Origin of the sequence: Streptomyces scopuliridis RB72 (assembly GCF_000718095.1) — a bacterium.
GTDB lineage: Bacteria > Actinomycetota > Actinomycetes > Streptomycetales > Streptomycetaceae > Streptomyces > Streptomyces scopuliridis.
The window spans coordinates 78,250-104,909 of sequence record NZ_JOEI01000007.1; the positions used below are offsets into that span (position 1 = coordinate 78,250).

General features: G+C 69.1%; 24 protein-coding genes, 1 tRNA gene and 1 pseudogene. 15 read left to right on the forward strand and 11 right to left on the reverse strand.

Annotated features, from left to right (window positions below):
- Window positions 1-2 precede the first annotated feature (2 nt).
- The 3 genes from IF11_RS0109405 to IF11_RS0109415 are packed head-to-tail and all read left to right on the forward strand — an operon-like array spanning window position 3 to window position 2,133.
- The gene (locus IF11_RS0109405; protein WP_030351029.1) at window positions 3-668 is read left to right on the forward strand and encodes an ABC transporter permease; all 666 of its coding nucleotides are present in this window, start codon (window positions 3-5) and stop codon (window positions 666-668) included.
- A gap of 43 nt (window positions 669-711) precedes the next feature.
- Window positions 712-1,656 carry an ABC transporter substrate-binding protein gene (locus tag IF11_RS0109410; protein ID WP_030351030.1) on the forward strand — a complete coding sequence of 315 codons (945 nt, stop codon included), beginning with the start codon at window positions 712-714 and terminating at the stop codon, window positions 1,654-1,656.
- Between the two features lie 54 nt (window positions 1,657-1,710).
- Window positions 1,711-2,133, forward strand: coding sequence for a hypothetical protein (locus IF11_RS0109415; protein WP_030351031.1), 423 nt, complete (start codon window positions 1,711-1,713; stop codon window positions 2,131-2,133).
- A gap of 314 nt (window positions 2,134-2,447) precedes the next feature.
- On the opposite strand, the gene IF11_RS0109420 is transcribed toward IF11_RS0109415, so the two are convergent.
- Window positions 2,448-3,842 carry a cystathionine beta-synthase gene (locus IF11_RS0109420; protein WP_030351032.1) on the reverse strand — a complete coding sequence of 465 codons (1,395 nt, stop codon included), beginning with the start codon at window positions 3,840-3,842 and terminating at the stop codon, window positions 2,448-2,450.
- 156 nt (window positions 3,843-3,998) lie between these two features.
- Between IF11_RS0109420 and IF11_RS0109425 the strand changes: the two genes are divergently transcribed.
- The 3 genes from IF11_RS0109425 to IF11_RS0109435 all read left to right on the forward strand — a co-directional run bounded on the left by IF11_RS0109425 (window position 3,999) and on the right by IF11_RS0109435 (window position 7,636).
- On the forward strand, window positions 3,999-5,069 hold the full coding sequence (locus IF11_RS0109425; RefSeq protein WP_078490579.1) for an SGNH/GDSL hydrolase family protein: 1,071 nt from the start codon (window positions 3,999-4,001) through the stop codon (window positions 5,067-5,069).
- A gap of 209 nt (window positions 5,070-5,278) precedes the next feature.
- Window positions 5,279-6,499 carry an acetyl-CoA C-acetyltransferase gene (locus IF11_RS0109430; protein ID WP_030351034.1) on the forward strand — a complete coding sequence of 407 codons (1,221 nt, stop codon included), beginning with the start codon at window positions 5,279-5,281 and terminating at the stop codon, window positions 6,497-6,499.
- Window positions 6,500-6,778: 279 nt separating this feature from the next.
- On the forward strand, window positions 6,779-7,636 hold the full coding sequence (locus IF11_RS0109435; protein ID WP_030351035.1) for a hypothetical protein: 858 nt from the start codon (window positions 6,779-6,781) through the stop codon (window positions 7,634-7,636).
- Between the two features lie 25 nt (window positions 7,637-7,661).
- On the opposite strand, the gene IF11_RS0109440 is transcribed toward IF11_RS0109435, so the two are convergent.
- Window positions 7,662-7,982, reverse strand: coding sequence for a hypothetical protein (locus IF11_RS0109440; protein WP_030351036.1), 321 nt, complete (start codon window positions 7,980-7,982; stop codon window positions 7,662-7,664).
- A gap of 111 nt (window positions 7,983-8,093) precedes the next feature.
- Between IF11_RS0109440 and IF11_RS0109445 the strand changes: the two genes are divergently transcribed.
- Window positions 8,094-8,324, forward strand: a complete 231-nt coding sequence (locus IF11_RS0109445; protein ID WP_030351037.1) for a DUF4287 domain-containing protein — start codon at window positions 8,094-8,096, stop codon at window positions 8,322-8,324.
- Between the two features lie 97 nt (window positions 8,325-8,421).
- Here IF11_RS0109445 and IF11_RS0109450 read toward each other — a convergent pair whose 3' ends face one another.
- Window positions 8,422-9,300 carry a Bax inhibitor-1/YccA family protein gene (locus tag IF11_RS0109450; RefSeq protein WP_030351038.1) on the reverse strand — a complete coding sequence of 293 codons (879 nt, stop codon included), beginning with the start codon at window positions 9,298-9,300 and terminating at the stop codon, window positions 8,422-8,424.
- 204 nt (window positions 9,301-9,504) lie between these two features.
- Window positions 9,505-9,587, reverse strand: a tRNA-Leu gene (locus IF11_RS0109455).
- Window positions 9,588-9,996: 409 nt separating this feature from the next.
- On the opposite strand from IF11_RS0109455, the gene IF11_RS0109460 reads away from it, so the two are divergent.
- Both IF11_RS0109460 and IF11_RS0109465 read left to right on the forward strand, forming a co-directional pair.
- Window positions 9,997-10,767 (forward strand): ABC transporter ATP-binding protein, encoded by a 771-nt coding sequence (locus IF11_RS0109460; RefSeq protein ID WP_030351039.1) that lies wholly within the window; start codon window positions 9,997-9,999, stop codon window positions 10,765-10,767.
- A 247-nt stretch (window positions 10,768-11,014) separates the two neighbouring features.
- Window positions 11,015-13,558: an ABC transporter permease gene (locus tag IF11_RS0109465; RefSeq protein ID WP_030351040.1), complete on the forward strand. Its 2,544-nt coding sequence runs from the start codon at window positions 11,015-11,017 to the stop codon at window positions 13,556-13,558.
- A 67-nt stretch (window positions 13,559-13,625) separates the two neighbouring features.
- On the opposite strand, the gene IF11_RS0109470 is transcribed toward IF11_RS0109465, so the two are convergent.
- The 4 genes from IF11_RS0109470 to IF11_RS0109485 all read right to left on the reverse strand — a co-directional run bounded on the left by IF11_RS0109470 (window position 13,626) and on the right by IF11_RS0109485 (window position 19,700).
- Window positions 13,626-14,969 (reverse strand): phospholipase D-like domain-containing protein, encoded by a 1,344-nt coding sequence (locus tag IF11_RS0109470; protein WP_051745738.1) that lies wholly within the window; start codon window positions 14,967-14,969, stop codon window positions 13,626-13,628.
- Window positions 14,970-15,171: 202 nt separating this feature from the next.
- A complete protein-coding gene (locus IF11_RS0109475) occupies window positions 15,172-16,470 on the reverse strand; it encodes an SAM-dependent methyltransferase (RefSeq protein WP_030351042.1) in 1,299 nt (432 codons plus the stop codon).
- Window positions 16,471-16,726: 256 nt separating this feature from the next.
- Window positions 16,727-18,112, reverse strand: a complete 1,386-nt coding sequence (locus IF11_RS0109480) for an NAD(P)/FAD-dependent oxidoreductase (RefSeq protein ID WP_078490580.1) — start codon at window positions 18,110-18,112, stop codon at window positions 16,727-16,729.
- A gap of 448 nt (window positions 18,113-18,560) precedes the next feature.
- On the reverse strand, window positions 18,561-19,700 hold the full coding sequence (locus IF11_RS0109485) for a trypsin-like serine peptidase (RefSeq protein WP_030351044.1): 1,140 nt from the start codon (window positions 19,698-19,700) through the stop codon (window positions 18,561-18,563).
- Window positions 19,701-19,925: 225 nt separating this feature from the next.
- Here IF11_RS0109485 and IF11_RS0109490 point away from each other — a divergent pair.
- From IF11_RS0109490 to IF11_RS43145, 4 genes and pseudogenes are all read left to right on the forward strand, one after another.
- A pseudogene (locus tag IF11_RS0109490) lies at window positions 19,926-20,195 on the forward strand (SRPBCC family protein); the annotation flags it as partial.
- Between the two features lie 90 nt (window positions 20,196-20,285).
- Window positions 20,286-20,687, forward strand: coding sequence for a hypothetical protein (locus IF11_RS0109495; protein WP_030351046.1), 402 nt, complete (start codon window positions 20,286-20,288; stop codon window positions 20,685-20,687).
- A gap of 706 nt (window positions 20,688-21,393) precedes the next feature.
- Window positions 21,394-24,186: a scabin-related ADP-ribosyltransferase gene (locus IF11_RS37705; RefSeq protein ID WP_157848424.1), complete on the forward strand. Its 2,793-nt coding sequence runs from the start codon at window positions 21,394-21,396 to the stop codon at window positions 24,184-24,186.
- A gap of 170 nt (window positions 24,187-24,356) precedes the next feature.
- Entirely contained in the window at window positions 24,357-24,674 is a 318-nt protein-coding gene (locus tag IF11_RS43145) for a transposase (protein WP_420894562.1), read from the forward strand.
- A gap of 209 nt (window positions 24,675-24,883) precedes the next feature.
- On the opposite strand, the gene IF11_RS0109515 is transcribed toward IF11_RS43145, so the two are convergent.
- The 3 genes from IF11_RS0109515 to IF11_RS40790 are packed head-to-tail and all read right to left on the reverse strand — an operon-like array spanning window position 24,884 to window position 25,411.
- The gene (locus tag IF11_RS0109515; protein WP_133243194.1) at window positions 24,884-25,075 is read right to left on the reverse strand and encodes a hypothetical protein; all 192 of its coding nucleotides are present in this window, start codon (window positions 25,073-25,075) and stop codon (window positions 24,884-24,886) included.
- The gene (locus IF11_RS40785; RefSeq protein ID WP_133243193.1) at window positions 25,072-25,278 is read right to left on the reverse strand and encodes a hypothetical protein; all 207 of its coding nucleotides are present in this window, start codon (window positions 25,276-25,278) and stop codon (window positions 25,072-25,074) included. Before IF11_RS40785 ends, IF11_RS0109515 begins: the two co-directional genes overlap by 4 nt.
- On the reverse strand, window positions 25,268-25,411 hold the full coding sequence (locus IF11_RS40790; protein WP_157848425.1) for a hypothetical protein: 144 nt from the start codon (window positions 25,409-25,411) through the stop codon (window positions 25,268-25,270). The genes IF11_RS40785 and IF11_RS40790 overlap by 11 nt, the downstream gene beginning before the upstream one ends.
- Window positions 25,412-25,595: 184 nt before the next feature.
- Here IF11_RS40790 and IF11_RS0109525 point away from each other — a divergent pair, with 184 nt between their 5' ends.
- Together IF11_RS0109525 and IF11_RS36510 are read left to right on the forward strand one after the other, a co-directional pair.
- Complete coding sequence (locus tag IF11_RS0109525) at window positions 25,596-26,429, forward strand: helix-turn-helix domain-containing protein (protein WP_030351050.1); 834 nt, start codon at window positions 25,596-25,598, stop codon at window positions 26,427-26,429.
- Window positions 26,426-26,644 (forward strand): DUF397 domain-containing protein, encoded by a 219-nt coding sequence (locus IF11_RS36510; RefSeq protein WP_037727408.1) that lies wholly within the window; start codon window positions 26,426-26,428, stop codon window positions 26,642-26,644. Before IF11_RS0109525 ends, IF11_RS36510 begins: the two co-directional genes overlap by 4 nt.
- Window positions 26,645-26,660 lie beyond the last annotated feature (16 nt).

The following is a 26,660-nucleotide window of genomic DNA, read 5'->3' on the forward strand; positions in this document are numbered from 1 at the left end:
ACATGTACGAACTCTTCAAGGACCTCGGCTCCTGGCTGGTGTCGAGCGAGCAGTGGACGGGCCCGGACGGCATCGGGCACCGCCTCGCCGAGCACCTCCAGTACTCGCTGATCGCGACCGTCATCGCCGCGGTGATCGCGCTGCCCCTCGGGCTGCTCATCGGGCACACCGGCCGGGGCGCGTTCCTCGCCATCAACCTCGCCTCGTTCGGCCGCGCCCTGCCGACGGTCGGGCTCGTCGTGCTGGTCTTCCTGGCCAGCGGGCTGTCCATGACCCCGGTGTACGTGGCGCTGGTGGCCCTCGCCATCCCGTCCATCGTGACCAATACGTACGCGGGGATGACCGCGGTCGACCCGGAGGTGAAGGACGCGGCCAGGGGCCAGGGCATGCGCGGCCGTCAGGTGCTGCTCCAGGTCGAGATCCCGCTCGCGCTGCCGCTGATCATGACCGGGCTGCGGCTCGCCCTGATCCAGGTGGTGGCGACGGCGACCATCGCCGCGTACGTCAGCTTCGGCGGGCTCGGCCGGTACGTCTTCGACGGCCTGGCCCAGCGCGACCTGGTCCAGGTGCTGGGCGGAGCCGTGCTCGTCGCGGTGGTCGCCGTGGTCCTCGATCTGGCGCTGTCAGGGCTTCAGCGCGTCCTCTTCCGCCACCGCACCGCCGCCTAGGGAGACCACTCCAGTGACCTCGAACTCACCCATGAACTCACCGATGAACCGGCGCAGGATCCTCGGCGGGCTGTTCGCCGCGGCCTCCGTCCCCGCGCTCGCCGCGTGCAGCAGCGGGATCACCTCCCTCGACGGCCAGGGCAGCGGCGGCGGAAGCGGAAACGGCTCCAGCGCGGACGGCATCACCATCGGCACCGCCAACTTCACCGAGAACCAGATCCTCGGCTACCTCTACGCGGCCGTGCTCGGCGCCGCCGGGGTGAAGACGAAGGTACGCCCCAACCTCGGCACCCGCGAGATCCTCATCCCGGCGCTCAAGGGCGGCGACATCGATCTGCTCCCCGAGTACCAGGGGGCGCTGCTGCACTACCTCGACCCGAAGGCGACCGCCACCGAGGAGGGCGAGATGCAGAACGCCCTCGCCGTCGTCCTCCCCGCGGGCCTCCAGATCCTCCCGTACGGCAAGGCCGAGGACTCCGACGCGTTCGCCGTCACCCGCGAGACGGCCGACAGGTTCGGCCTCAGTACGCTGGCCGACCTGAAGAAGCAGAACGGGAAGCTGGTCATCGGCGCGGCGCCCGAGGTGAAGAAGCGGGTCGTGGGCGTCGTCGGGCTCAAGGACGTGTACGGCGTGGAGTTCAAGGAGTTCAAGTCGCTGGACTCCTCGGGACCGCTGGTCAAGGGCGCGCTGAAGAAGGGCGATGTGGATGTCGCCAATCTCTTCACCACGGACACGGACATCGCCGCCGAGGGCTGGGTGGTCCTCACCGACCCCAAGAACCTCATCCCCGGCCAGCACATCGTCCCGCTGATCGCCGACCGCAAGGCCGACTCCACCGTGCGCAAGGCGCTGGCCCGGCTGGGCAACGCCCTGACGACCGAGGCCCTGACAGAGCTCAACCGCCAGGTGGACAAGGACAAGAAGGACCCGGAGGATGTCGCGAACGCCTGGGCGGAGGACCACGGCCTGAGGAAGTCCGCAGGGTAAAACGGGGGCTAGCCCCAATGCGCGGAGGACGTCCCGCTTCGTACCGTGGCCGTTATGGAAGCCCGCGACCCTGAGCTCAAGAAGGAGCTCGACGCCACCCTTCAGGCCCGTAACGAGCTGGGGGCGGACTACGAGCCCGCACTGATCGAATCGTTCCTCGAAAAGGTGGAGCAGCGCATGGACGGGATGACCGACCGTCATGTCCGGCGGCGGCTCGCCGAGCAGCAGATGGTGGCCGCCCGTGGCGGCGGCCCGCGTCCGGCCGGCGCCGGGGCGGGGTTCGGCGAGCGCTTCGGGTTCGGCGTCGTCTCGCTGGTCCTCGCCATTCCGCTGACCGCGATAGCCGTGGTGAACGCCGGATTCAAGGGGCTGGTCGTCTGCTGGCTGGGCATCGTCGCGGTGAACGCGGTGCATGCCGCGCGCGGCTGGCCCTGGCCCGGCCGGAAGCGGCGTGAGGCCTCCGACTGGGAGGAATGACGGGGGGCGGCCCCCGCCGGGCGGAGTACCACGCGAAAGCGGAGTACCACGCGAAAGAAGTAGTCGCGGGGACCGCCGCACCCCCGTTACCGGGGGGCGGGACGACGGCGGTCCCCGCGAGGGACACGTCCCGGGTCAGGGCCGGTTCCGTGTCCAGGCGTCCATGGAGGTCCGGGAGCCGCTCCGGAGGTCCTTGACGCCGACAACGACCAATGTGCCGGACGCGTGTTAAGCCGGTGCTGCGCTGACGTGTCGCGCTCGTACCACTTTCGCGAACCCGCGCCGTCGCGGCTCCCGGCGGCCGGTCCCCGGCGCTACTTCACGTCCTTCGAGAGATACGCCAGCAGATCCTGCCTGCTCACGACGCCTGTCGGCTTGCCCTCCACCAGCACGATCGCGGCGTCGGAGCCGTTCGAACCGCTCAGGGCGGCCATCAGATCGGCCACCGGCTCGCCGGAGCCCACCTGCGGCAGCGGGGAGGACATGTGCTTCTCCAGCGGGTCACCGAGCGAGGCGCGCCGGGTGAACAGCGCGTCCAGCAGCTCCCGCTCCACGACCGAACCGATGACCTCCGCGGCCATCACGTCCGGGTGCCCGGCGCCCGGCTTCACGATCGGCATCTGTGAGACGCCGTACTCCCGCAGGACCTCGATGGCCTCGCCGACCGTCTCCTCCGGGTGCATATGGACGAGCTTGGGGATGGCGCCCTCCTTGTGCCGCAGGACGTCAGCGACGCTCGCCGCGTCGCCGCCCTGCTCCAGGAAGCCGTAGTCGTTCATCCACTCGTCGTTGAAGATCTTGCTGAGATAGCCCCGGCCGCTGTCCGGCAGCAGAACGACCACGACATCGTCCGGGCCGAGCCCCTCGGCGACCTTCAGCGCGGCCACGACCGCCATGCCGCAGGAGCCGCCGACGAGCAGGCCCTCCTCCTTGGCGAGGCGCCGGGTCATCTGGAAGGAGTCCTTGTCGGACACGGCGATGATCTCGTCCGTGACCGTACGGTCGTACGCCGTCGGCCAGAAGTCCTCACCGACGCCCTCGACCAGATAGGGCCGCCCGGAACCGCCCGAGTAGACCGATCCCTCCGGGTCCGCGCCCACGATCCGTACGCGCCCGCCGCTGGCCTCCTTGAGGAAGCGGCCGGTTCCGCTGATGGTGCCGCCCGTGCCGACGCCCGCGACGAAGTGGGTGATCTTCCCGTCCGTCTGCTTCCACAGCTCGGGACCGGTCGTCTCGTAGTGCGAGCGCGGGTTGTTCGGGTTGCTGTACTGGTCCGGCTTCCAGGCCCCCGGCGTCTCACGGACCAGCCGGTCGGAGACGTTGTAGTACGAGTCGGGGTGATCGGGATCGACGGCCGTCGGGCAGACGACGACCTCGGCGCCGTAGGCCCGGAGCACATTGATCTTGTCCGTGGAGACCTTGTCGGGGCAGACGAAGACGCACTTGTAGCCCTTGCGCTGGGCCACGATGGCGAGGCCGACGCCGGTGTTGCCGCTCGTCGGTTCGACGATCGTGCCGCCGGGCTTGAGCTCCCCGCTCTCCTCGGCGGCCTCGATCATGCGCAGGGCGATCCGGTCCTTCACCGAACCGCCGGGGTTGAAGTATTCGACCTTGGCCAGGACTGTCGCCTGAATGCCTTCGGTCACGCTGGTCAGCTTCAGCAGCGGGGTATTGCCAACCAGACTGATCATCGAGTCGTGGAATTGCACCGTTGTCTCCGGGGTCTCCGTGATGGTGCGGCCAGCGTATGCGCACACGAGCGAGATTGGGCGACAGTCCTTACGGGGCAGTTAGCTGGTGTACGCACACGTACTCGTGCGTACGGCGGCTTGGAGGAGGTGGCTCGGACTGTGTCGAGGGCGAGGGTGGCGCGGCGGATCGCCGCGGGTGCGGCCTACGGCGGCGGCAGTATCGGTCTGCTGGGAGCGGCGGGCGTCGGAGTGCTGCTGGCGGAGGTCCAGCTGGCGAAGCGGTCGGTGGGCGGCGGGATCGCCCCCGTACCGCCCAGCGGCGACGGATGGTACGGACTGGCCTACGGGCACACGGAGCCGCTGCGCATGGGCATGCTCGGCGACTCCACCGCGGCGGGACAGGGCGTACGGCGGGCGGGACAGACCCCGGGGGCGCTGCTCGCCTCCGGGCTCGCCGCGGTCGCCGAGCGCCCCGTGGATCTGTGGAATGTGGCGCTGCCCGGGGCCAGGTCGGACGATCTGGACCGGCAGGTGACCCTGCTGCTGTCGGACACGGCCCGGGTCCCGGACGTCTGCGTGATCATGATCGGCGCGAATGACGTCACGCACCGGCTGCCCGCGACCGAGTCGGTGCGGTGTCTCGCGGCGGCGGTACGGCGGCTGCGTACGGCCGGGGCGGAGGTGGTCGTCGGCACCTGCCCGGATCTCGGCACGATCGAGCCGGTGTACCAGCCGTTGCGCTGGGTGGCGCGCCGGGTGAGCCGGCAGCTGGCCGCCGCCCAGACGATCGTGGCGGTCGAGCAGGGGGCCCGTACGGTCTCGCTGGGCGATCTGCTGGGCCCGGAGTTCGCGGCGAACCCGCGGGAGCTGTTCGGTCCGGACAACTACCACCCGTCGGCCGAGGGGTACGCGACGGCCGCGATGGCGGTCCTGCCCACGCTGTGCGCGGTGCTCAATCTGTGGCCGGAGACGGACCACCTCGACGCGACCCGCGACGAGGACATGCTGCCGGTGGCGAAGGCCGCCTCGGCGGCGGCGGCCCAGGCGGGCACCGAGGTCACCGGCGCCCGTGCCCCGTGGGCCCTGCTGAAGCACCGTCGCCGCCGCCGTCTGCCGACAGCGGCCGAAGCGACCCCGGCGGGGGCCGTACCGCCGGGAGCGGTCCCTCAGGACGTACCCCCGGACGTACCCCCGGACGTGCCTCCAGGCGCCGAGGAGACCCGGCAGGTGGGCCGGGAGGCATAAGACCGGGGGCCGGTCTCCTGCCGCCCTTGAGCAAGCGCAGTGAGCAAGAATGGTGAGCAAGCGCTTGGAAAGAGAGGTCCGCATCACATGTCCCGCCCGGTGCCCCCGGCGCTACGTGCGGGTAACTTCCCAGACAGACCTGCCCTCCCGCCCGTCAGCCCTCACCCGTCAACGCTCAGTCCTCAACCCTCAGTCCTCATGGAGCCGTGATGCCCGAAGCCGTGATCGTCTCTGCCGCCCGTTCCCCCATCGGCCGGGCCTTCAAGGGCTCGCTCAAGGAACTGCGGCCCGACGACCTGACCGCCGTGATCATCGAGGCCGCGCTCGCCAAGGTCCCCGAGCTCGACCCGCGCGACATCGACGACCTGATGCTCGGCTGCGGCCTGCCCGGCGGCGAGCAGGGCCACAACCTCGGCCGGATCGTCGCCGTACAGCTGGGCATGGACCACCTCCCCGGCTGCACCATCACCCGCTACTGCTCCTCGTCCCTCCAGACCTCCCGGATGGCGCTGCACGCCATCAAGGCGGGCGAGGGCGACGTCTTCATCTCGGCCGGGGTCGAGATGGTCTCGCGCTCGGTGAACGGCTCCTCGGACGGCATGCCGGGCACGCACAACCCGCTCTTCGCGGACGCCGAGGCCCGCACCGCCGAGGTCGCGCAGAGCACGGGCGCCGGCTGGCACGACCCGCGCCAGGACGGCCTGGTCCCGGACGCCTATATCGCGATGGGCCAGACCGCCGAGAATCTGGCCCGCCTCAAGGGCGTCACCCGCCAGGACATGGACGAGTTCGGCGTACGGTCCCAGAACCTCGCCGAGGAAGCCATCAAGAACGGCTTCTGGGAGCGCGAGATCACGCCCGTGACGACCCCGGACGGCACGGTCGTGGCGAAGGACGACGGGCCGCGCGCGGGCGTCACGATGGAGGGCGTCCAGGGCCTCAAGCCCGTCTTCCGCCCCGATGGCCTGGTGACGGCCGGCAACTGCTGCCCGCTCAACGACGGCGCGGCGGCGCTCGTGATCATGTCCGACACGAAGGCGCGCGAGCTGGGTCTGACCCCGCTGGCGCGGATCGTCTCCACCGGCGTCACCGGCCTGTCGCCGGAGATCATGGGATACGGCCCGGTCGAGGCGTCCCGCCAGGCGCTCTCCCGCGCCGGGCTGACCATCGACGACATCGATCTGGTCGAGATCAACGAGGCGTTCGCCGCCCAGGTCATCCCGTCCTACCGGGACCTGGGCGTCCCGCTGGAGAAGCTGAACGTCAACGGCGGCGCCATCGCCGTCGGCCACCCCTTCGGCATGACCGGCGCGCGGATCACCGGCACGCTGATCAACAGCCTCCAGTTCCACGACAAGCAGTTCGGACTGGAGACGATGTGCGTAGGCGGCGGCCAGGGCATGGCCATGGTCATCGAGCGCCTGAGCTGAAGCGGACCGGGCCGATTTATAGCGGAGAGTAGTCGCGCGAGTCGGATAAGCGCACCTCAACCCCGTCGATCCCCAGTTGTGACTGAATCTCCCCCAGGATGTGACCTACCTCCGGGGGAGATTCCTTTGCCCAGGTCAGGGCCGCATTCGGGGTAAACATAAGGCCCAAAGACCTGTCCAATTCGTGACGTAATGCACTGACGGGCGGCTCTCGCCTTCGACAAGCTGAGGTAGGAAGTCGGGGGTATCGATCGGAATCGGGAGTAGTCAGTGAGCGCCATGTCTCTTGCCCTGCTGCTGACCACAGCCACCGCCACGGCCGTGGGCGCCGCCGCCCTGCACGCCGCCCACGGGCTGCGCCGGCAGGTCAGCGCGCTGCGCGGTGAACTGGCCGCGTCGGCCCCGGGCGACTTCACCGCGGCCGTACCGCAGGCCAGAAGCGCCACCCACGCCGACGACATACGGACCGCCGTCGCCGAGGCCCTCGCCGAGGAGCGCGAGCGCGAGCTGGCCGAGGCGCGCGCCTTCTGGGCCGCCCAGGAGGCCCGTGACGCCGCCGACACCCCGTCGCTGCTGGGCGGGCTGCCCGGCTTCGGCACCGAGGAGAGCCCGTACTACGTGCCCCGCCAGGTGGACTTCGCCGGGCTGGAGGCGCTGGACCTCGACGCCGCCGACGCACTCGACGACTTCGCCGACTACCCGGAGCTGACCGAGGTCAGTGAGGTGAGCGGGGTGGGTGAGGCCGGTGAGTTCACCGAGGACTCCGCCGAGCTGGCCGCCGCCCGTCGCCGGCACCCCTCGCACCCGGACTTCGTACCGGTGCACACCCCCGTCGTCACCGACCATGAGCGCACGGTGTCGCGGCTCGACGAACTCGCGGAGACCGGTACGGCGCTCGCGGACGTCCGTCCCGGCCCGCTGGGCACCCTCGACGTCTATGTCTTCGCCGACGGCACGACGCTCTGCATGACCCCGGGCCACCGCGAGACCGCCGAGCGGCTCGCCGGGGCGCTGCGGGAGGGCGAGGCCCCGTTCCTGCTGGGCGGCTCCGGAGTCTCCGGCGCGTACGCCCTGACCTTCTCGTGCGGCGGTGAGCACGTCTACATCCTCGCGGACCGCGTCATCGCGTCCCTCTAGGTCCTGTCCGCGGGCAGGGCGCGCCTCAGAGCGCGGCTCGCGCCGCCGCCCGCTCCACCCACCTCACGGCCTCGTCCAGCTCCGCCACGGACGGGGCCGTTCGCAATGCCTCCGCCAGATCCCCGGCCGCGACCGTGAGTTGGTCCGCGACCACGAAGACGCCCGAGTCCGGCATGATCCGGGGCTCCTCGCCGGGGGCGTCGAGCCGCTGGGCCCGTACGGAGAGTTCCCTGGCCAGCGCCAGTGCCTCGGCGGCGGCGCCGCGCTGGAGGCGGCTCTGCGGGGCTGCGCGCAGCCGGTCGGCGAATCGGTCCACTGCGGCCGTGAGCGGGGTTGTATCGAGCACCCCGCGACCTTACGCCCCCGGACAGCGCCCGTCCCGGACTGTTGCCAACAGACGAACGCTCAGGCACGGTGGCGTGAAGGACCAGTACGCGCAAAGCGTCCGGAGGCGCCGATGTCCCTTGTCTTCTCCGAAGAGACCCATCGCAACATGCTCTCCCGTATCCCTCATTGCACCGGCAGAGAGATCTCCGACTGGCTTCGCGCGGTCGAGGAAGGTCCGGCCCTCCTCCGCTTCGAGGAGAAGGTCAGCTGGCTGAGGAGCGAGCACAACCTCGCGTACGGACACGCGAAGGCGATCATCCACGAATACGACCTGCGGCGGGCGGCCCGCCGCCTGCTCTGACCCGGCCTGACGGTCCGGCACAGCGGAAGGGGTCCGCGGGCACAGTGCCCGCGGACCCCTTCGTGGCTGCTCGGCCGACAGCGCCGGCCGTGCTGCGTCAGTCGTTGCCTTGGAGGATCGACAGCAGCCGCAGCATCTCCAGGTAGATCCACACCAGCGTCAGCGTGAGACCGAAGGCCGCGAGCCACGACTCCTCGCGCGGAGCGCCGTACGCGACGCCGTCCTCGACCTGCTTGAAGTCGAGCGCGAGGAAGCAGGCGCCGAGGATGATCCCGACGATGCCGAAGATGATGCCCAGGCCGCCGCTGCGGAAGCCGAGGCCGTCACCGCCGCCGAAGACGCTGAAGAGCAGGTTGGCAACCATCAGGAGCACGAAGCCCATGGCGGCGGCCATCACGAAACCGTAGAAGCGCCGGGTGACCCGGATCCAGCGCATCTTGTAGGCGAACAGCACACCGGCGAAGACCGCCATCGTGCCCATGACCGCCTGGACGACCACACCGGGCGAGAGGTACGTGCTCACCGCGGAGCTGATCACACCGAGGAAGACACCCTCGAAGGCGGCGTACGCCAGGATCAGCGCGGGCGTCGGCTTGCGCTTGAAGGACTGGATCAGCGAGAGGACCATCGCCACCAGCGCGGCACCGATCGCGATGCCGTACGACTTGCCGAGGTTGGCGGGGTCCACCGGGAGCAGGACCCACGACAGGACGGCGGTGAGCACGACCGTGCCCAGCGTCATGCCGGTACGGCTCACGACGTCGTCGATCGTCATGACGTCGGGGCGCGCGGGCGCCTGCGGGCCGCCGGGCTGGGTACCCTGCTGCGGGGCATAGGGGTTGGTGGCGTACGGGTTCGTCGCGTACGGGCTGGTTCCTACAGCGGGGCCCCCGGCCTGCGGCGCCGCGTTGAAGCCCGCGTGGCCGTTGTCGCGGCTGAAGCCCCGTCGCGAGAAGACCGGGTTACTGCTCCTCATCTCACTCCTCCATGGCCGCCCTGCGCGGCCTTGCGACAAGAGTAATGGGAGCGCAAAGCGTACGCCCTAGTGCTCGGGGAGGATCTTTCCAGGATCGTGACGTCCGGAGGGTGCGTCTCGTCACATCGAAGTGCTCTCATCACACCGGAGCGCTCCCAGACCGGCGCTCCACCGGCGCCGGCCGTCCGGCCTTCGCCGGTGATGTGCCCGGAGCCGGACTTGAACCGGCACGCCCCCGAGGGGCAGCGAGGTTTAAGCTCGCCGTGTCTGCATTCCACCATCCGGGCAAGGCGCGCGACGCCGCGTTGGCACAGGAGCCTATCGGGGCACACCACTCGAACAGCCGAGCGGCTACCCGATGTTGTCTTATTTTATTGACGTCTGAGGGTGCGTCAGGGCACGTAACGAGCCATCCGCACATGCCGGGCGCGGGTGGTCATCTCCGACCGAGGCGTACAGGAATGACGAAAAGTCGCCGCCCGGTCACGCATTCAGCATCGTCGCCGCCTGCGTGCGGCCCGGAGACGACTCACGGCGGACCTGTCTCAGGGGTCGTGTCATACCCGAGGAGGAGGGCGCGGCCCGGCGGTCAGACCCAAGACGGCCCCGGGAACGGTTACCGCGGCGGACGACTCGCGCTCCTCCCGCCATGAGGATGGAGAAGTCCCCACAGCGCACCGACAGGAGAGTCCTCCCGTGACCACCACCTCGCTCGCCCACCGCGCAACCGCCGTGGCCGCCCGCGCCTCCGATCTGTCGAAGGTCTACGGACTGGGCGAGACCCAGGTGGTCGCCCTCGACCGCGTCTCCGTGGACTTCCGGCAGGGAGAGTTCACCGCGATCATGGGCCCGTCCGGCTCCGGCAAGTCCACGCTGATGCACTGCGTGGCCGGCCTCGACAGCTTCAGCAGCGGCTCCGTACAGCTCGGTGAGACCGAGTTGTCGACCCTCAAGGACAAGCAGCTCACGCAGTTGCGCCGGGACAAGATCGGCTTCATCTTCCAGGCGTTCAACCTGCTGCCGACCCTGACCGCCCTGGAGAACATCACGCTCCCGATGGACATCGCGGGCCGCAAGCCCGACAAGCAGTGGCTGGACCAGGTGATCTCGATGATCGGGCTCGCCGACCGGCTCGGCCACCGGCCCACCCAGCTCTCCGGCGGTCAGCAGCAGCGCGTGGCCGTCGCCCGCGCGCTGGCCTCCCAGCCCGAGATCATCTTCGGTGACGAGCCGACCGGAAACCTGGACTCGCGCTCCGGCGCCGAGGTGCTGGGCTTCCTGCGCAACTCCGTACGTGAACTGGGCCAGACCGTCGTGATGGTGACGCACGATCCGGCCGCCGCCTCCTACGCGGACCGCGTCATCTTCCTCGCCGACGGCCGGATCGTCGACGAGATGCTGCACCCGAGCGCCGACGGGGTGCTCGACCGGATGAAGGCCTTCGACGCCAAGGGCCGTACGAGCTGACGCTCCGCCGGCTCCGTTCCGCCCGTACGCGGCCCCCGGCCCGTCACCCGTACGACCCGTAGAACCCGTACGTGACCGTTAACCCGTACGTGGTGCTTCTCCCGTGCGTGCTCCTTGACCCGTACGCGGCCCACGCGCGCTGACGCACCGGAAGTCGGCCCCGCTTTCCGCCCCCTCGGTCCGGTCCGTCGTGTCGGCCCGTCCGTTCGGCCTGCCCTCTCCGCCCACCCTCACCAGGACTTCCACCATGTTCCGTACCGCCTTGCGCACCGTGCTCGCGCACAAGGCCAGGCTGCTGATGACCGTCCTCGCCGTCATGCTCGGCGTCGCCTTCGTCTCCGGCACCCTGGTCTTCACCGACACCCTCGGCAACGCCTTCCAGAACCAGTCGGCCAAGAGCTACAAGGACGTCGCCGTCGGCGTCACCTCGTACGACCACCGCGACTCCGGCGAGGCCGGCGCGGAGAAGTCGACCCCCGGGGTCAGCCAGGAGACCGTCGGCAAGATCGAGGGCCTGGACGGGGTCACCTCCGTCACCGGCCGGGTCAGCGGCTTCGCCGGGGTCGCCGACCCCGACGGCAAGCTGATCGGCAACGGCTGGGCCAACACCGGCTCCAACTTCGCGCCGGGCAAGGACGGCAAGGACGCCTCCTACGCCTTCACCGAGGGCTCGGGGCCCACCAAGGACGGTGAGATCGCGCTCGACAAGGCGACGGCCACCAAGGGGAAGTACACGGTCGGCGAGCCGGTACGGGTCGCCACCAACGGGCCGGTGAAGGAGTACACCCTCACCGGTGTCTTCACCACCGACGACGGTGAGGTCAACGCGGGCGGCAGTCTGGTCCTCTTCGACACCGCCGTCGCGCAGAAGCTCTATCTGGAGCCCGGCTTCTACAACGATCTCACGATCACCGCCGCGGCCGGTGCCTCCGACAGCCGGATCCTGGACCAGGTCAAGCCGCTGCTGCCGGAGAACGCCGAGGCGCAGACCGGCAAGCAGCTCGCCTCCGACCAGGCGGCCCAGATCAAGACGAGCCTCGAAAGCCTCAACCAGATGCTGCTGGCCTTCGCCGCCATCGCGCTCTTCGTCGGTGTCTTCCTGATCTCCAACACGTTCACCATGCTGGTCGCCCAGCGCACCAAGGAACTGGCGCTGCTGCGCGCGGTAGGCGCCACCCGCCGCCAGGTCAAGCGCTCGGTGCTGGCCGAGGCCGCGGTGGTCGGCGCGATCGCCTCCGCGATCGGCTTCGTCCTCGGTATCGGGCTCGCCGTCGCGCTCCGTTCCGTGATGGGCATGACGGGCGCGAGGGTGCCCGCGGGCGCGCTGGTGATCTCGCCGACCGCGGTCGGCGCGGCCTTCGGTGTCGGCGTGCTGATCACGCTGTTCGCCGCCTGGCTGCCCGCCCGCCGGGCCGCGAAGATCCCGCCGGTGGCCGCGATGAACAGCGTGCACGGCGTGGCCACCACCAAGTCGCTCGTCGTACGCAACTCCATCGGCGGCGCGCTGGCCCTGCTCGGCTCCGCCGGGATCGTCGCGGGCGCCGCGGCCGGTTCCGACGGCCGGATGCTCATCGGCGCCGGCGCGTTCCTGGCGATGGTCGGCATCATCGTGCTGATCCCGCTGCTGTCGCGTCCGGTCATCGCGCTGGTACGGCCGCTGCTGCACCGGGTGTTCGGGGTGTCCGGCAAGCTGGCCGGGCTGAACGCGGTCCGCAATCCGCGGCGTACCGGCGCCACCGCCTCCGCGCTGGCCATCGGGCTCACGCTGGTCACCGGACTGACGGTGCTCGGCGTCACCATCGGCCAGGCCGTGGACAAGATGACCACGGACAACATCAAGGCCGACTACATGGTGACGATGGCGGCCGCGGGCGATCTGGACCAGACCGCGCTGACCGCACTGGAGAAGGCGCCCGGCGTGAGCGCGGTCTCTCCGCAGCAGTCCGCCACGCTGGAGATCAAGGGCGAATTCCGCTACGCCTCCGCGGTCACCCCCGGGGACATCGAGAAGGTCATCAACATCGCCTCGGTCTCCGGCTCGATGGACACGCTCGCCCAGGGCGGGATCGCGGTGGCCGAGGACACCGCGAAGTCCAACGGCTGGAAGGTCGGTGACACGCTGCCGGTCACCTTCAGCGACAAGAAGAAGGGCGAGCTGAAGGTCGGCGCCACCTACAAGAAGACCGAGTTCCTCTCGCCGGTGCTGATGTCGACCGAGCTGGCCGCCGCGCATGAGCCCAAGCCGTACATCCCCGAGGTGTGGGTGAAGATGGACGGCGGCGCGAGCGCCGCGAACGAACAGGCGCTGGTGGACTCGCTGGGCAAGAACCCCGCGATCACCGTGATGGACCAGCAGGACATCAGGAACGAGTTCGGCGGCATGATCAACACCCTGCTGAACATCATGTACGGCCTGCTGGCGATGGCCCTGATCATCGCGATCCTGGGGGTCGTCAACACGCTGGCGATGTCCGTCTTCGAGCGTCAGCAGGAGATCGGCATGCTGCGGGCCATCGGTCTGGACCGGCGCAAGGTCAAGCGGATGATCCGGCTGGAGGCCGTCGTCATCTCGCTCTTCGGCGCGGTGATCGGCGTGGGGCTCGGGTCCTTCCTGGCCTGGGCGATCGGCCAGACCATCAAGGGCGAGATCCCTGGTTACGCGCTGGTCATCCCGTGGGACCGGATCGGGCTCTTCCTGGTGCTGGCCGGTCTGGTGGGGGTGCTGGCCGCGCTGTGGCCGGCGCGCAGCGCCGCGAAGCTGAACATGCTGACGGCCATCAAGACCGAGTAGCGCGGCACCGGTCGGCGAGCGGGAGAGGGCGGCACCCCAGGGCGGGGTGCCGCCCTCTCCCGCGTCCTCACGTGCCGGCGCAGTACCGCATCAGCTGGTCGTGGTTGGCCTTGTACTGGTCGTGGACCGCGGCGTTGTCGATCTTCAGCAGGGTCTCGTCATTGGAACGCAGCGCCTGCCACGAGTAGTTGTGGCTGCCGGTCCAGACGATCTTCTTGTTGGCGACACCCTCGTACGTACCCTTCACCAGCACGTACTTGGAGTGCAGCCCGATCTTCGGCGCCCCGCTCGTGGGCGGGTCCTCCCAGCACTCCACGCGCTGCGTGAGCTTGCCGGAGACGATGGAGGTGACGGTCTTGCCCAGCGACGGTACGCCGGCGCCGCCGCCGTTCGGATTGCCGTCGCCCGCGAGATACACCAGGCAGCCCGCGTTCTTCATGGCCACGAGCTTGCTGGCGATCTGGTCGCGATAGAAGAGGTTCGCCGCCATCCGCACCTCGGAGTGCTGTGTGGACGAGCAGGCGACCTTGTCGAGGAGGAGCTTGACCGTGTCGGTGGCCGGGTCCTTCCGGTAGTCCGCGCCGGAGGTCTCCCGGCGCGGGAAGAAGTACGTCTTGTACGCGGGGTCGGTCGCGCTGGACGGCGTCCGGTAGTACGTCGCGAGACCGGAGCCGGAGGCGCCGTACTTCAGCTGGTCGGAGAAGTACGCCGCGTAGTTGTCGTAGAGACCGGGGTCGGCGATCGTCACGGCGTTGTTGAACAGATCGGTGCGCTGGGTGCCGGTCATATTGGCCGAGGTCTGGACGACGACGTTCTCCACGCCTCCCGTGCGGGAGAAGAGGAAGAACTTGTTGTGGTTGATGGCGCGGCTGCCGATCGTGCGGTTGCCGACGCACGAGCGGTTCGACGGGCAGGACATCACCCAGGACGGCCGGGCGCGGTCGGTGCCGAGGGCCGCCGCGAGGTTCTCGTACTCACCGCCGGCGGTCACCGTCTCGTGCGATTTGCGGTCCAGGATCGCCCGGACGGCGACGCCTCGGTCCTTGGCGGCGATCAGGGCCTTGCGGACGTTGTCGTCGGTGAAGGTGTACAGGGACAGGGTGATCGAGCTGCCCGCGGCGGAGCCGTCGACCAGCGAGACGACATGGTCCCTGATCCTGTTCCGCTGGGCGGTGGTGCCGGCGGGGTCGTTGAAGATCGCGCCGGTGGTGACCGGGGCGCCGGGGGCCCCGGCCGGTAACCGGGACGGCGACGGGGATTCGGCCCTGGACGGGGATTCCGCCTCGGACGGGGCCCGGAACTCGGACCCGTCGTCCCCGTCGGCCCACGCGGCGCCGGGGACGGCCACGACGGACATCAGGGCGACGGCCAGGCCCAACAGCCGGATTCTGCGGTGGCGGTGGCGGTGCACACCGGCCTCCTGTTCGGTTTCGGCTCAGGGAGCGCGTATCGGGAGCGTGTATCCGGAGCACGGAAAACGGAGCCGCCGGGCAGGCGTCTGCCCAGCGGCTCCGTCATCCGGGCCCGGACGGCAGAACGTACCAACTCGCCGTCACCGCCCGGTCCCACTCAGCTCTTTGTCACCCGTACGACATCCCGTACCGCATCCCGCGTCAGCCGCCCCACACGCGCGCTCGCGCCGGCATCCCGGAGGCACCGCTCTCCGGGGTCTTCACGGCCAGGATCTGGTTGACGCCGATCTTGTTCCGCTCGAAGGAGAGCGCGGACGCCGCCATGTAGAGGCGCCAGACGCGGGCGCGTCCGGCGGAGGTGCCGCGTACGGCCTCGGCCCAGTGGTCCTCCAGGTTGGCCACCCAGCGGCGCAGGGTCAGGGCGTAGTGCTCCCGGATCGACTCGACGTCGCGGGTCTCGAAGCCCGCCTCCTCCAGCGTGGCGACCGTCCTGCCGAGCGGCGCCAGCTCGCCGTCCGGGAAGACGTACGCGTCGATGAACTCGTCGATCCTGTACTTGGTCTCGTCCTTCTCCGGGCGGCGGGCGATCTGGTGGTTGAGCAGCCGGCCGCCCGGCTTGAGCAGGGCGTACAGATCGTCGGCGTACTCGCGGTACTTGACCGAGCCCACGTGCTCGGCCATCCCGATGGACGAGATCGCGTCATACGGTCCGTCCCTGACGTCCCGGTAGTCCTGGACCCGCAGCTCGATCCGGTCGGTGAGGCCCTCCTCCGCGACCCGCTTGCGCGCGTAGGCGGCCTGCTCCCGGGAGAGGGTGACGCCGGTGACGCGGGCGCCGTACTCACGGGCGGCGTGGATGGCCATCGAGCCCCAGCCGCAGCCGACATCGAGCAGCCGGTCGCCCTCCTTGAGGCCGAGCTTGCGGCAGATCAGATCGAGCTTGTCGCGCTGTGCGTCCTCAAGGGTGAACCCGTCCCCGTCGCCCCAGTAGGCGCACGAGTAGACCATTGAGGGGCCGAGCACCAGTTCGTAGAAGTCATTGCCCACGTCGTAGTGGTGGCTGATCGCCGCCCGGTCGCGGCGCTTGGTGTGCAGCGCGCCGTGCCGCCGCCGGATCTCCTCGGCGGGCGGGGCGGGCGGCGGCCAGGGTCCCGCGATCTGGAGAAGCCCGCGCGCGGCGGCCCGCATACGGGGGTCGAGTACGGGATGCACCTCGTCCTTGGCGTCGGCGCCGCGCTCCCAGATGAGCCCGGCGAGGAGGCCGAGGGCCTCGTAGAGATCGCCCTCCACATCGATCTCACCGGCCACCCAGGCGCGTGCGAGCCCCAGTTCGCCGGGTTTCCACAGGAGGCGTCGCAGGGCGCGACGGTTACGGATGATCAGGGCCGGGGCGTCGGGAGGACCCGATTCGCTGCCGTCCCAGGCACGGATACGGACCGGGAGCGGGGCCCCCAGCAACTCTTCGGCAAGAGTGGTCAGCCGCAGCGCGGCGTCGGCCATGGCGTACACCTCCGTGATGAGAAATACCGGAAATGCTCAACACCACGTAAACACCGGTCGGGTGCGGATGCAGTCCCGACGACGCGCAATGGGACGGCAAAATACCTGCATCTACCACGCACTTTAGGGTGGATGTGCGCGCTTTTCTCCCGGAGCCGGGACGCCGCCCGGCCCCGGAGGGCGAAGCGGCGGGCACGCGAAAGGGCCGCCCGCACCACGGATGGCGGGCGGCCCTTTCGGGTTCAGCGCGGCGGCGTCAGGACGCCTTCGCCTTCTCCGGAGCGGACGACGCGGCGGCAGCCGCCGGGGCCGGCTTGGCGGCCTCGTAGAACTCCTCGCGCGGCGTCTCCATGGCGCCGAGCGAGACGACCTCGCGCTTGAGGAACATCGCGAGCGTCCAGTCGGCGAACACCCGGATCTTGCGGTTCCAGGTCGGCATCGCCACGCCGTGGTAGCCACGGTGCATGTACCAGGCCAGCCGGCCCTTGAGCTTGATCTTCATCTTGCCCATGACGATCATCGCGACGCCCTTGTGCAGGCCGAGACCGGCGACCGCACCCTTGTTGGCGTGGCTGTACTCCTTCTGCGGGAAGCCCCGCATACCGGAGATCACGTTGTCGCCGAGGACCTTCGCCTGCCGGAGCGCGTGCTGCGCGTTCGGCGGGCACCAGGCGTTCGGGTTGCCGGCCTTGCGGCCGACGACGTCCGGGACCTGGGCGTTGTCGCCGGCGGCCCAGATGTAGTCGGTGCCCTGCACCTGGAGCTTCTCGCTGGTGTCCACATGGCCGCGGGGGCCGAGCGGCAGACCGTAGCGGGCGAGCGCCGGGTTCGGCTTGACGCCGGCCGTCCACACGATGGTGTTGGAGTCGACCTCAAGGCCGTTGTTGAGCACGACGTGGCCGTCCACGCAGGAGTCCATGCCGGTCTTCAGATAGACCTCGACACCACGGCCCTCCAAGTGCTCCTTGCCCCAGGCGCCCAGCTTCGGGCCGACCTCGGGAAGGATCTTGTCGGCGACGTCGACGAGGAGGAAGCGCATGTCCTCGCGCTTCACGTTCGTGTAGTACTTCGACGCGTCGCGCGCCAGGTCCTCGACCTCACCGATGGTCTCCGCGCCGGCGAAGCCGCCGCCCACGAAGACGAAGGTCAGCGCCTTGCGGCGGACCTCCTCGTCGGTGGTGGAGTCGGCCTTGTCGAGCTGCTCCAGTACGTGATTGCGCAGCCCGATGGCCTCCTCGATGCCCTTCATACCGATGCCCTGCTCGGCGAGGCCGGGGATCGGGAAGGTACGGGAGACGGCGCCGAGGGCGACGACGAGGTAGTCGAAGGGCAGCTCATAGGCCTCGCCGACGAGCGGCGCGACCGTGGCGACCTTGCGGTCCTGGTCAATGGTCGTGACCCGGCCGGTGAGCACCTCAGCCTTGGGCAGCACGCGTCGCAGCGGGACGACGACATGCCGAGGCGAAATGCTGCCGGCGGCGGCTTCGGGGAGGAAGGGCTGGTACGTCATGTACGAGCGAGGGTCGACGACCGTGACGGTCGCCTCCCCGTAGCGCATCTTCTTCAGAATGCGACGAGCTGCGTACAGGCCTACGTACCCACCGCCTACAACGAGGATCCTGGGACGCTCCGTGGTGCTCATGCCATCGAGTATCCACCCCTCTCAGGGGGGTGGCTCGTGAGCCCCTTCACAAGCTATGGGCCCCCTAGTGCTACACTGCGCGGCCCGCGTGATCGAGGTCATGGTCCACCGGGGGAACCAGACGGCGGGTTTAGTCGTTGCCCACCCCTCGTGAGCTGGCCCTCAGCACCTGACGGGGGGCGAACCAACCCGCCCCATTCATACGCGCGTAACGTGCCCGGAACCGCCCGGTATAAGGGCGCAGGGCCCCCTTGGGCCTAACAGATCGCCCTCCGGATCAACCCCACCACTCCACAGGGCCGATTTCCTTGTGAAGAAGTTCACGAACTTTCTCGCGAGGCCGTCGCGAGAGCCCGTCGGCGGGGCTCCGGGGGCCCTCGCCGCCGGGCAACCCGCGCGGGGCGGGCCGGAGCGTTCCGGGGCGCGCCGATGCCCTGCTGGTCCCTGCCTAGGGGAAATCGGTGCGGGCCTGGTTGACCAGGCGATGCATGGGCGGACCACCGGCCGCCCAGTTGTCGTCGTCGAAGTTCAGCGTGCCTTCGGCGCTGGCCACCGATACCACGCGGGAGAAGTTCTCGTTGGGCCAGAACGCGTAGAACGCACTGCCGGAGGCACCGTGGTCGAGACTCCCCGACTCGGTGTCCATGTAGAGGCCATCGCCTTCCTGACCGACGATTCCCGGGTTGTCGGCGTCCTCGAACGACACTTGGTCCTGGAAGAACGGCACTTCGTCATTCCCGAGGTCGTGCGGGTACGACACGTTCATCCAGTACGGCTTGTCGTCCCAGTCGTTGCTGTATCCCATCGTGCCCATGTAGCCCAGCTGGTCGCCAAGCCGCTGGTCGAGCACGAAGACGATGTAGTCCAACGAAACGCTCAGCTCGTCGTCCGGGTTGTCCACCTGCCTGAACCAGTAGGTGTGGATGGCGTTCCCGATGCCGAAGGGTGCCAGTCCGCGGTTGAACGACGGGGTGAACGAGACCGGGCTGAGGTTGGGGCCCGGCCAGTGCCAGTTCATGACATGGCTGGCCGTCAGCACATGGCGCGGACCGATGAGCGTGCCCGTGCCGACCTTCATCTGACTTGAGCCCGGGGCCACCGGAGCCGCGACCTGGCCGACCGTACAGAAGGGGTAGGCGAGACTGTCGAACTCGACCCGCCGGTCGGGCTGGAACACGTTCAACGGCGCGACCGGCCTGCCCTTGATCGGGCGGAGCCGCGTCGGCCGGTGCCGGCCGGGCTCCCGGACTTCCGGCAGCCGGACCATGTCGAGGTACGGGGGCCGGTGGCCGTCGGCAGCGTGGTCGGCGGCGTCACGGTCCACGACGTGCAGCCGGTTGGCCACCGGTGCGAACGGCTGTCGGCTCCCGTTGGGCACCCGGACCTCCACCTGATGGACCTCGCCCGGTCCCGAGTGCTCGTCCAGCGTGGTGATGGACACCTCGACCTCCGGCTTGTCGGTCTCGGTGCGGACGTAGAACGAGCTCTGGCACGGACTGACCAGATCGGGCGGCTTGTCACGGCTCGCGGGCGCGGTTGGTTGCGCACGGAGTTCTTCGATGCTCATGGGCGATGCCGGCTTGGACATGGCGCGCTCCTTCCCTTGGCCCCCCTTCCCCCGGCCCCCCTTCCTTCCGGATCTCTCTTCCCTTCCGGATCTCTCTTCCCTTCCAGTCTGGGCACGGCTGACGGCGCCCGCGACCCGGGTTCTATGCGTGGGATGTGCAAGCACGAGTGATGCGGTGATGCGGAGACCCCTCGGCCGTGACCGATTCGTTCAAGACCGCGTCGGCAGCGGCTTCATACGATCATCGACGGGCGGTGGATCGCCGAGTCGTCGCCCATGGGGCGGGTCGTGGTCGCCTTCGTGCAGGAGAACGAGCTTGGTGTACTCGATTACGACGTCACCTTGCCCTCGGGTGAGATCGTCTATAACCCGGTGCGAGTGATCGCCGACGGCGCCGGGTGCGAGGTGGTGTTCACCCTTCGCCGGCGGGCGGGGATGAGCGACGAGGACTTCCAACGCGACGCGGACGCGGTACTCGCCGACCTCACCACGCTCAAGCGGGTGCCCCCTCAGTAAGTGGAGCGGCGAGAGGCGGACTGTCCCGTCTCATGACACCTGACCCGAGCGCCCGCTGGCGCGAAAGCCGCGCTGCTAGATTCGTCCGCCATGCGATCACGTGAGTACGACCTCGACTTCCGAGACAGGGCCACGCGAATACGTGCGTGGGGCATCGGTTTGCTGGCCGTGGCGACGCTCCAGTGGACATGGTGTGCCCTGTTGCTGCTCACGCCATACACGGTCGATGAGGAGCCCGACGACCGTTACCCCGCGGAGTGCGAGTCACGCTTGTTGACCGAACGTGGTACGGCCAACGACGGCCTGCAAAGGGGTGATTGGTGTCAGAACGAACGCGACTGGCCTGAAGCCCTGGCTGTGCTCGGGCTGTCTGTGCCGGTATCGGTCGTTGGTGTGGCGCTCTTCACGAGCGGCAGTGTGAGTATCCGGATGAGCGCCCACGCCGAGGCGATGCGCGAACTCGACAAGTCCGCCGACGCACGGAACGCGTAGCCTGCACGCGTTGGCCGACTGCCGGTTCGGGTGCATCGGCCAACCTCACGCTTTCGCGAGGTGAGCTGTCCGAGGTTTGATCACCAACGCGAGAAGTGCTCCTGACCTGCAACGATAGGGCTTGTCGAGAGTCCTGTTGGCTGCGAGGAAAGAAGCACTTCTCGGGTGACCAAGGGGATCGGGTCCTACCCGCGTGTCCGTGTTGAGGGCGGCGGTCGTGGAGTGGTCTCCCAGGCCGGGGCCGCGCTGTTGGTGGAGACGGTCCGTAAGACCGGCCTGGACACGGCGATATCGGCGGCAGCTGAGAACCTGAGCTGTCGCGCGGGGGCCGGACGTGAATGCGTCCGGCCCCCGCTTTGGCGTGCCGGGGGCGCCCCACCACAGGCCGCGAGCCGATGTCGTCGCCGTGATTGGGCCCACGCGTAGGCCCACGGGCCCTGTCTTCAGGGCCGGGCAGGCCCCTAACGTGCCGGAACGTATGTGAGGGAACACGAGGGAACACGTAAGGCACGAGCGGTCGAGAAGCAGTGCGGCGAACGGACTTGAGCGCTGCTGGCCTGACGCGCATGTGCCGTGTGTGCTGATCAATTCAGGTGCAGACGAGCAACGTTGGGTGGGGCACTTGTCCGGACTCGGTCTCCACGCGCATACCGGTGTTGCCGCGTACACCGGCAACCAGGCGCCGTACAAGGGTGATCGGCGCGCGTTGCCGACGTCACTCAAGGCCGCGCGGGTGCTGTTGCACGTGCTGTTCGCGCTCACCTGCCTGGGCGGATTCGGGGTGATCGCCGGGGCCGTCGCCGGCGGGGTGATGTCCCCGGGGCTCGTCGGTATCGCGCTGTACGCGGCCGTGCCGGGGGTGCTGTCCTGGCTGCTCGCGTGGCGCATCCCCCAGCGTGGCCGACGGGTCTGGGGCGGTCTGGCCGCCCTGCAGATATGGCTGGTCGTCAGCAGTCTGTTCAATCTCGCTGCCGGTTCGTATCTGGGCCTCAGCCAGCTGTTGCTGCCGGTGATGATCCTGACGTTCCTCTCCCGGCCCGAGAGCCGTAAGTGGTTCGGGGTGCCGGTGCGGACGGAAAGCCCCCGCGAGATGCTCTCCCGGTTCTCCCTCTCCCGTATGCGCGCCCGACGACGCGCGCGGGGGCAGGCGACCGTGGAGTACGTGGGGCTGATCGTGCTCGTCGCGCTGATCATCGCGGCCTTGGTCACCGGTGGCGTGTCGAACCGTGTCGGGGACGGTCTCAGGACGGTGGTCTGCAACATCGTCGACTCCTCGTGCGGCCCGGCCAGCGGCGGCGGCGGTACGGGCGGGGGCGGCAACGGCGGCGCGAGCGGTGGGGCCAACGGCGGTACGGGTGGTGACAGCGGCGGGGGCGACAACGGCGGTACGGGCGGCGACGACGACGGCGACAACGGCGGGGGCGACAACGGCGGGGGCGACAACGGCGCTTCCGGTTCGGGTGGTGCGAACGGCGGCGCCAATGGCGGCGGTGGTACCAACGGCGGCAGTGGCACCGACGGGGGCAGTGGTACCAACGGCGGCAGTGACGAGGGCGCGGCCTCCGGTGGCAACAACTCGGGCGGCGGCAGCTCCGGTGACAACGACTCTGGCGGGGCTGCTTCGGGCGGCTCGAACTCGGGCGGCTCGAACTCCAGCGGCAGTAGCGGCGGCGGGAGCAACGGAGGTAACGACGGAGGTAACGACAACGGCGGAGGCGCCGTCGTGGGCGGGGCCTCCGGAGGTTCCGGCTCAGGGGGCAGCAGCAGCGGCGGTGCGTCCGGAAGCGTGTCGGGCGGCTCCAGCTCCGGTGGGAACAACGGCGGAAGCAACTCCGGAGGCAGCAACGGTGGAAACGACGATGACGACAACGGAGGCGCTGCCGCTGTAGGTGGCTCCAGTTCCAGCGGTTCCAGCGGCGGCAGCAGCGGCGGCTCCGACGGTGGCTCGTCCGGTGGTTCGAGTTCTGGCGGTTCGAGTTCGGGAGGCTCCAGCGGCGGGTCCAATTCGGGAGGCTCCAGCTCCGGCGGCAGCAGCGGCGGCTCCTCGGGCGGCTCGTCCGGTGGTTCGAGTTCTGGCGGTTCGAGTTCGGGCGGCTCCAGTGGCGGCAGCAGCGGCGGGTCCAGTTCGGGAGACTCTAGCTCCGGCGGCAGCAGCGGCGGCTCCTCGGGCGGCTCGTCCGGTGGTTCGAGTTCTGGCGGTTCAAGTTCGGGCGGCTCCAGTGGCGGCAGCAGCGGCGGCTCCAGCTCGGGAGGCTCCAGCTCCGGCGGCAGCAGCGGCGGTTCGTCCGGTGGTTCGTCCGGTGGTTCGTCCGGTGGTTCGTCCGGTGGTTCCGTCTCGGGTGGCTCGGTGGGCGGTGCCGTTGGAGGTGCCGTAGGCGGCGCGATAGGTGGCGCGACAGGCGGTTCGTCGGGCGGCTCCAGCACCGGCGGCAGCAGTGGCAGTGGCGGGTCCTCCGGTGGGGCTTCCGGCGGGTCCAGCGCCAGCGGCAACACCGACGGGGATCCCGACCCGGACGACCAGGATGACCCCGACGACCCGGACGACCCGGACGACGACTGCAATCAGTCCGGCAAGATCGGGAGCCACTCCATCGGCCTCCCCTCATCGGTGCCGTACTCCAACGGCCGGGTCATCCTGGCCGCCGGCCCCGGTGGAGGCGCCGGTTCCACCACGCAGCAGGTGCAGGTCGCGATGGCCGCGCTTGCGACCGCCACACTCTCCGCCAGTAGCACCGCGGTCCCCGGCTACGACACGTACCAGGAGGCCGAAGAGGCCGCCAGGAACGCCCTGGACGCGAGCATCGGCGGCAGCAACTCCGAACTCACCCCCGGCATGGGCAGCAGTTGCGACAAGGACAAGGAGTCCAAGGAGCAACTCGACAAGGCTACAAAGGACAAGGAAACCAAGGACAAGGAGGCCAAGGACCAGCTCGACAAGGCCGCCAAGGAAAAGGAAGCCGAGAAGGAAGCCGAGAAGGAAGCCAAGGAGAAGCTCGACAAGGCTTCCAAGGACAAGGAGAAGGGGCCGAAGCCGAACCCGCACCCCGAGGTCGCGACCGACCCGGACGCGGATACGTCGGGTATCCCGGATGAGGTGGTGTGGCGCGACTCGGACGAGACGCTCTACCGCTTCGACGACCGCCCCCCGGAGGACATCTTCCTGAACGGGTTCGAGCCCAGGAATCCGAACAACTCGAACCTGTACGACTACGTCATGTCGAACACGGGCTCGACGTTCGTCGGGACGACGACCAATACCGAACCGGATCTGCTCTACGAGGGCGCCCAGTACCGCTACGACATCGTCGCGCCGGGCGGTATCGACGTGAACGCAACCTTCGGGGACGACAGTCGCTGGGCCAGCGAGAACGAGATCGCCTTCCCCGGTGGCATCGACTCGGGGTACATCAGGGGCGTCTGGAAGCTCCAGCCGGACGGTACGTGGGGCGAGTACCAGGCGAACGAAGAGTGGTACATAGAACCGAACGAACGAGACTGACGACGGGAGCAGCGGCGGCAGCGGGCAGCGGGAGCCAGGCGCAGCCCTCGGCTCCCGCTCCCGGACGGCTCTCCGCCACGTCGCCCGCTACCGAACGGGATAGGCAATAGTCCCGGCGGACGCGGTGCGGCGAGCAGGCGATCAGACTGATCGAGAGGAACCTGCCGCCGGTGACCCACCAGCCCCCGTCGACATCGTCCTCTTCGCCCAGCCGACGGGTGATCGCGTCGGGATCGGCGGCGGGCACGTACGTACCCGAGAGAATGCCGGCGTACCGCCGGACCTCCACCGCGTACCGGCCCGCCGCCAACACCGGTCAGAACATCACCCTGTCGCCCGAACGCCTGCGGCTGCGACTGTTCTCCGCCGCCGCCCAGACCGTCACCACCGGCCGTCGCCGCTACTTCCGCCTCCCGGCGAACTGGCCCTGGACCGACGTGATCACCAGCGCGATCCATCGACTCCAAACTCTGCCGAACCCCGGCTGACCAGGCACACCACCATCCCGACGAGCCGCACCACCACCCCCGAGCCGTGGAACCTGGCGCCCACCCCTCACGGGGGTCAGACGCTGAGACGGGGCCGGGCCGCCCCGCTCCACTCCCGCGCCCCCACCCTCACAGCCGGCCCAGCATGGCCGCCACGGTGATTACCCAGAGGCTGGCGCCGACCGTTACCGCGATGGCGGCGATGCGCGTCATTCGCGGTCCCTCGTACCCGGCGGCGGATAGCCGAAGATCCGCTCGTACAGGGCCGCTTCGTCCGGCTCCCGGTAGGCGAACAGCGCTTCCCAGCGCTTGTACTCCCGGTGGGCACGCCGTCGGCGTGGGCTCACGAGCCGTACGGGGACGGAGAGCGCGCCCGTGAACCAGCGCCACGCGCGCTTCACACTCCACCCCTGCTGCTCCACTTGTTGCGTTCCGCCACCCGCGCCCTGAGCTCTTCCGGCGACCCACCGGGAGGCCCATCGCCGCGCGGCGTCTCGCCCGCACCTTCCCCGCCGGCCGGGTCCTTCCACACAAGGAGCGCGCCGTTCGCGCCGAACGTGGCGATCAGCAGGGACAGCAGCCGTCGTGCGTCGCTAGTCGTCATCGGACAACCGCCGCATCAGTCCGGCCTCAACTTCGCGCATGAGCGCGGGGGTTGCTGTCGCGTATCCGTCACGCGGTACCCACTCCGGCGCGAGCCGCCAGAAGTCCTCGGTCGCGTCTTCGGTCGGATCCACCAGACCTCACCCTTCTTACGATTAGTTACGAACCGTGTTCAGAGTGCGACGTACCGCGCTACGTTGGGAAGCGGTTCACCGTCCGACCTGCGCATTGGTCTCACTGGCGCGCCTCCACACGCCTGACCTGCACGGATACGACGAGTGACGTCGAGTCTCAGGTCAGTGGTCAAGGAGGTTTCGCATGACGGAGCGACGCGATGTTGACGAAACGGTGAGGAGCCCCAGGGAGGCATTCGGCGAGGCGTTGCGCAACGCCCGTGAACTTCGAGCGGCTGGCAGGCTGTCGCAGTCGGCCCTCGCGAAGAAGGCACGTACGTCGAAATCCACCATCAGCCGCATCGAGCGCGGAGTCCCGCCGATCGCAACCAACTTGCCCGCCGTGTTCGATCAGATCTTTGAGACTGACGGGCAGTTCAAGCGGCTGTACGAGGAGGTTGTATCCCGCTCCTTCCCAGCCCTGTACCGGCGTCGCATGAGCCTGGAACGGGAGGCCATCGCGATCTGGGAGTGGTCCCCCACGATCATCCCCGGTCTCTTTCAGACCGCCGAGTACGCCCGCGCACTGTTTCGGGCCAACAACCCACGGGCCACCGAGGATGAGATCGCAGGATTGATGCGTGCACGACTCGCTCGGCAGGAGCTTCTACGGGGCGACGCTCCACCGAACGTTCGTGTAGTGCTGTGCGCGTCCGTGATCTCGCGTCGCATTGTGAGCCGCGACGCGATGCGCGAGCAACTGGCGGTGCTCCTGGGCCAAGCAGAACGCCAGACCACACGCCTTCAGGTACTGCCACTCGACGCGGAACCGCATCTGCTCATCGATGGGCCCATCACATTCCTGACAGCGCCAAATCATGTGACAGTAGTCTGTGTTGACGCGTTCCGAACAGCGGACATCAACGAAGATCCTGAACATGTCCGGACGGCCGTACGCGCCTACGATGACTTGACCAGCGAGGCGCTTTCAGCACGGCAGAGCGCGGCCTTCATTAGAAATCAGATGGAGACACTGTGAACCCCAACTCCGTCCCCACCGCGTGGGTCAAGTCCACCTACAGCAACGGTGACGGCGGCAACTGCGTCGAGTGGTCCCCCACCTACGCCCACGCCCACAACCTCGTCCCCATCCGTGACAGCAAGGCCCCCCACCTCCCCCACCTCACCGTCACCCCCCACGCCTGGACCGACTTCGTGGCCTTCGCCACGACTCACGGCGCCACCATCCGGTAAGCGCGACCGATCCCGA